Genomic DNA, 5,595 nt, shown 5'->3' with positions numbered 1-5,595 from the left:
AACTCCATTAAAAATAACTGACGGTTCAAAATTATTAAGTTGAAACTCGTTAAATGTTTCGTTTTCCAGTGAAGCCGAAACATTTCTAATCCACAGGTTCTAAAGTAAGAATAGCTTTCAGGATGTCGGGTTAAGTAATATTTAACTAATGCTCTACTATTCTTTCCTAAGTATCCAATCTAAACCTTGGATCGCTGTTGTTGGAAACGCGGTTGCATGATTAGCACCGTCAATAACAACACTTATTAGTTCAATATTGTCACTGTTAAGTGCATTAATTTTTTGCGTTAGCTGCTTAGCACCTTCAACCATATTTTGCCCTTCGCCGAAAGCTGGCGTTTCCATAGATCCAACTGATATATATACTCTTATAGGCAATTTTGGCTTATTCACTTTTAACGCTAATAGTGCATTGTTATCAAACCAAACCGATGGGCTGCCAATAATATAATTGCTAAATAAATCGGGTGTCGTTAATAAAATAGTCGCGCCAAATAAACCGCCTAACGAATGCCCCATGTAGGTTCTTTGTAAGTTACTGGCCCGATAGTTTTTTTCAATAAAAGGGAAAACTGTACTTTGTAAAAACTGAATATGCCCTTTGGCATTACCTGTTTGCTTTTTCCAACCTTTTGCAAAGGTAGGCGTGTAATCTCTAATTCGGCTGTTAGAGCCAGCGGACCCTTTTTCGTAGCCAATTGCTACAATAATAGCCTGTTGCATTTTTCCACTATTCATAGGGAATCGTGTAGCCCCAGCAACGATGGGAAAGGTATACGGTGCATCGGTTACATAAATAACTGGATACGTTTTATTAGGCTGCTTTTGGTATGACTTAGGAAGCTGAATATACACAGGATACACCCGCTCGTTAACGGGCTCAGTGAGCTCAACCACGCTACTTCGGGGTATTGAATAAGGAGTATTTGCGCTTAATTTAAAACATATTAAGGCGCTTAAAAGCAAAAGAGATTTTAAAATAAGAGGCACTGTATTGGTTAACCTAAGCTAAAAATAAATTAAGTACCTACTTTAAAGTACTTTTAGCGAATATATAAGCTATCCAAAAAACAAAGTTTAAATAAAAAATAAAGTGCCAGTGTAACTTTCGTTTAAACCACCAGCACTTATAGCATTAAACCGCTTGGTCTGGCTCACTGCCTGAACATGGGCAGTTATCGTCATTTTGTTTAAGGCACTGTTGGTAATTAAACCAATGGGCTACAGCAATAAAAGCCGAGCCTATTAAGGTTAGTGCTTTTTCAGCCACCTCATGCCCTAGTAATACTGCACATATCATAAAAGACAGCCCAATAACGCCGCAGGCCATATAACGTTTACGCTTGTGCTTTTTACAGCCTAAGCTCAATGCCAGTAAACTGGTGGGCAATACCGCCGCAAGAATCCATAAATGAAATTGTTCACTATCTATTTGCAGTACAGCAAAGCTTGGTAATAGCGCTAAAATAACCGGGGTTGCAAAACAATGTACTGTACACATTAACGATAACCCAATCGCCATACGATCCATAACACTTTGACTCGACTTCATTATTTCCTCTACTAAATTAGTGCCTCTACCCAAAAGCGTTACCTTTAAGGAGACATTTTAGTAACAACAGTTAATTACTATTGATACATTATAACATTTCTCGCATAATTGATATAATATAACATCTAACAAGGTGGTCAAATGAAACCTAGATCACAATTAGCTGCTCTCATCGCAGCTTTATTACCAGCAAGTGTGCTGGCATCCACAATTGAAGGCGTTGTTTTAAACAACCAAGGTAAAATAGTTGCCAATGCAACCATAGAAGTTGAAGGCTCAGACCTTAAAGTCATCACCGATAAAAACGGTAAATTTGTTATAGCAGAGCTAAACAATGGCTTAAAAGAACTTCACGTTGTAGCCCCTGGCTATGCGCATCTTCATCGCGATATAACAATAACGAATGATGAAAACCAATCTGTTACGTTTAATTTAAAGCGTTCGCCTATTGAAGTTATTGATATTGAAGCAACCCCTATTCATATGTCGGCAATGGAATCTGCCTCACCTGTAAGTGTGCTCTCTGGCGAACAGCTAAGACGACAACAAGCTGCAACACTTGGCGATAGCCTTGAAAAACTCCCAGGCGTTAATACTAACTTTCACGGTAAGGTAGCCAGTACCCCTATTATTCGTGGTTTAAGCGGCCCGCGTGTACTCATTACTCAAAATGGTCTTGATGTTAGCGATGTATCAAGAGTTGGCCCCGATCACTCTGTTGCGTCAGAAGCATCGACCGCACAACAAATAGAAGTATTACGTGGTCCTGCAACCTTATTTTATGGCAGTGGCGCCATTGGTGGCGTTGTAAATATAGTTGATAACCGCGTACCAACCGACAGTACAACCCGTGGCGAATGGAACGTAGAACATAACTCGGTTGATAACCAAAAAGTAGCCTCGTTTAATGCCACCACAGGTACCGATTCATTTGCTTTTTACGCCGATGCGTTTTGGCGTGAAGCCGACGACTACGAGGTGCCTGTAGCTGCCGATATAGATAGCAACGGTGAAGAGCATCATGGCGATTACACTGTTGAAAACAGTAATGAAGAGTCCGACGGTTTTACTGTTGGCGCTAGCTATTTAATGGATAATGGATTTATTGGCATAGCGGTAGAGCAATTTAATCGTCAATACGGCATTCCTGGTCATACGCACGGCGATGAAGAAGAGGAAGAGCACAGCGACGAAGAAGAGAGCGTATTTGCTGATTTAGAGCAAACTAAGGTGCAATTATTAGGTGAGTACAACCTAGATAATAAATGGCTAAACAAAGTAAACCTGCGTGTTGGTCATACCGACTACGAACACGCTGAAATTGAGAGCGGCGCTGTTGGCACTACCTTTAAAAACGAAACCAACGAATTACGCATAGACCTACTGCATAACCAATTTAACGAATGGAATGGCGGTATTAGCTTTCATTACAAGCAAAGCGATGTTGAAGCACAAGGTGAAGAGGCCTTTACTCCTCCATCAGAAACCGAAAGCTTTGCTGTAGCGTTAATGGAAGAAAGGCACTTTGGGAATTTTTTAGTGCAGTTAGGTGGGCGCATAGAGCGTGTAACAATTGAAGCAGGCGACGTATTACTGCCAAATATTGACGCTCACGCACACGATGAAGCAGAAGAAGCCGACGAGCATGATCATGACCACGAAGAAAGCGCAGAAACCACTCGCGTATTTGATGTAGAGCATGAATTTACGCCAGTCAGTTTATCGGCAGGGGTAGTATGGGATTTTACATCTAACTATAACTTAGGGCTTTCGGTATCGCGCTCTGAACGTGCACCTTCTGCCTCTGAGTTGTTATCGTTTGGGCCGCATATTGGCACTGGCACTTACGAAGTAGGCGCACTATTTGATTTAGATGAAGATGGCCATTTGGGTTTATCTGAACAAGCAATTGACCTGGAAACAGCCAATAATATCGATTTAACCCTACGTAAAACTCAAGGCGATGTTGGCTTTATTTTAAATGCCTTTTACAACCAAGTAGATAACTATTATTACCAAATAGACACCGGTTTATACGCACAAAGTGGACACGACCATGGCGATGAAGGCGTTGACGAACACGACCATTCATCAGTGCTACCAGTTTATTTATTTAAAACAGATGATGTAGTTTTACATGGTTTTGAAGCGCAAATTGCGTGGCAATTAACAGATGAGTTTAAGCTAGATGTATTCTCTGACTACGTTCGTGCACGCCTTAAAGACGGCGGCGATTTACCCCGTACACCACCGCTTCGTTTTGGCAGCGAGCTAAGCTATCAAACAGATAAACTCAGTGCGCATATTCATGTAACTCGCTATCAAAAGCAAGACCGCACAGCCCCACAAGAAACAGCCACAGACGGTTACACCTTAGTTGATGCGAGCATCTCTTACGACCTTTCAGTGTTAAACCAAGATATGTCTGTGTACCTACGAGGCACTAACTTAACAGATACAGAAGCACGCGTGCACAGCTCGTTTGTAAAGGATATAGCGCCACGTCCAGGACGTAGTTTTGCGCTAGGTATTCGCGGTTATTTTTAAGCGTTAAAAAATTATAATTAAAGGAAATAAACATGAAAAAACTATATCAATTAAAGCTTATTGCACTCGCTATTAGCGCTACATTTATTACGGCCTGTGGCGATGCAGAAACCAACATTGTGGAAAAAGATCCTATTGTTGTAGAAGACGAGCACAATCATAATGATGATCACGACCATGACGACGGCTATACCATAGACTCACTTGGCAGACTTGCCGTTCTGGCAGGTGACAGTAACGAAGCTAGCTTTTTTGATTTAGACAACCACGAATTACTTGATACATTTACACTAAACAATGACTCAAACACGTTATCTGCATCACCAGGCTTTCGTTATGCTGTTATTGCTAATCGTACTCAAGATTACCTAGGGTTTATAGACGGCGGTATGTGGCGCGAAGATCACGCAGAGCACTTGCATGATTATGAGCAAGGCCCTGCGTTTAGCAGCTACGAGCTAACAAGTGGTAGTCGCCCTACACACTTAATAACTCACGACGGGCAATTAGCAATATTTTACGATGGCGATGCAGAAACCGGTACGCCTGCCTCAGTAGAAGTGCTAACCGATAACGATATTACCAATACAACAGCTACACTCACGGGCATTAACTACGACATTAACATGCATGGTGTAGCTGAGCCTCGCGGCAAGCATTTACTCTCAACCATTCGCCGCGACGATGCAAGTAATACATCTAATGCCAAAGTACTTCCCGATCAAGTGGGTGTTTATCATCTTCACGATGGTAATTACGAACTAGAGCAAACGTTAGAAATAACCTGCCCTGATTTACACGGCGCAGCACAAAATCACGATTATGTTGTATTTGGTTGTGGCGATGGTGTATTGATTGCCCATCAGCAAGGTGATGTATACAGCGCTCAAAAAGTTGTAAATATAGATGCCGTAGGCGATCAGCGCATTGGTACTTTGTACGGCCATAAAAACAATGACACAATTTTTGGTATTGCCGCAGGGCATGATGGCAGTGGCTCAGTATTACTGAGTATTCATTCTGAAAATGCCGAAATGGAAGAAGTAGAATGGCAACTTGCTGATGGCGCAAGTGCTGTTTCTTATTCTTTTTCAGCCAGTGGTGAACACTTTTTAATACTCGACAGCCTAGGCTTTTTAAATGTACTTACTGGGCATAAACATGACGGTGAAATGCACTGGGAACTCGCAGGCCAAGTAGATATTACTCAAGCAGACGTAACCACAATGCCCGAAGGAATGAGCTTTAGTATGACAGTGGCGCAAAGTGGTCAGTTTGCTTATATTGCCGACCCAATTGCTCAACACATAGTGCAAGTGCACCTAGAAGACCTAGAAATTGAAAGTGAGCTAGAGTTAACTTTTCCACCTGCAAGCATTACCTGGTTAGGGATTGCACAAGAAATAGAAGATGAAGATCACGACCATTAATTTAAAACTAACGCTTTAAATTAAAGCCACAAAACAAAAAACCCGTAATTAGGTTTACTAATTACG

4 protein-coding genes are annotated in these 5,595 nt (G+C 41.5%); 2 read left to right on the top strand and 2 right to left on the bottom strand.

Translation table 11 applies throughout. From position 1 onward, the window contains the following. Positions 1–156 precede the first annotated feature (156 nt). Together GQR46_RS15330 and GQR46_RS15325 are read right to left on the bottom strand one after the other, a co-directional pair. Positions 157–990: an alpha/beta hydrolase-fold protein gene (locus tag GQR46_RS15330; protein WP_165741383.1), complete on the bottom strand. Its 834-nt coding sequence runs from the start codon at positions 988–990 to the stop codon at positions 157–159. Between the two features lie 145 nt (positions 991–1,135). After that, on the bottom strand, positions 1,136–1,552 hold the full coding sequence (locus GQR46_RS15325; RefSeq protein WP_165741382.1) for a MerC domain-containing protein: 417 nt from the start codon (positions 1,550–1,552) through the stop codon (positions 1,136–1,138). Positions 1,553–1,693: 141 nt separating this feature from the next. Between GQR46_RS15325 and GQR46_RS15320 the strand changes: the two genes are divergently transcribed. Next, a complete protein-coding gene (locus GQR46_RS15320; protein ID WP_165741381.1) occupies positions 1,694–4,099 on the top strand; it encodes a TonB-dependent receptor in 2,406 nt (801 codons plus the stop codon). Positions 4,100–4,131: 32 nt separating this feature from the next. Next, positions 4,132–5,529 carry a 5-methyltetrahydrofolate--homocysteine methyltransferase gene (locus GQR46_RS15315; protein ID WP_165741380.1) on the top strand — a complete coding sequence of 466 codons (1,398 nt, stop codon included), beginning with the start codon at positions 4,132–4,134 and terminating at the stop codon, positions 5,527–5,529. Positions 5,530–5,595: the final 66 nt, after the last annotated feature.

This window comes from Pseudoalteromonas sp. Z1A6 (assembly GCF_011378745.1).
Taxonomy (GTDB): Bacteria; Pseudomonadota; Gammaproteobacteria; order Enterobacterales; family Alteromonadaceae; genus Pseudoalteromonas; species Pseudoalteromonas arctica.
This window is presented reverse-complemented; position numbering and strand designations above follow the sequence as displayed.

Coding starts and splice junctions, on each gene's coding strand:
- GQR46_RS15325 (WP_165741382.1), bottom strand. CDS start 1,552: ATGAAGTCGAGTCAAAGTGTTATGGATCGTATGGCGATTGGGTTATCG.
- GQR46_RS15320 (WP_165741381.1), top strand. CDS start 1,694: ATGAAACCTAGATCACAATTAGCTGCTCTCATCGCAGCTTTATTACCA.
- GQR46_RS15315 (WP_165741380.1), top strand. CDS start 4,132: ATGAAAAAACTATATCAATTAAAGCTTATTGCACTCGCTATTAGCGCT.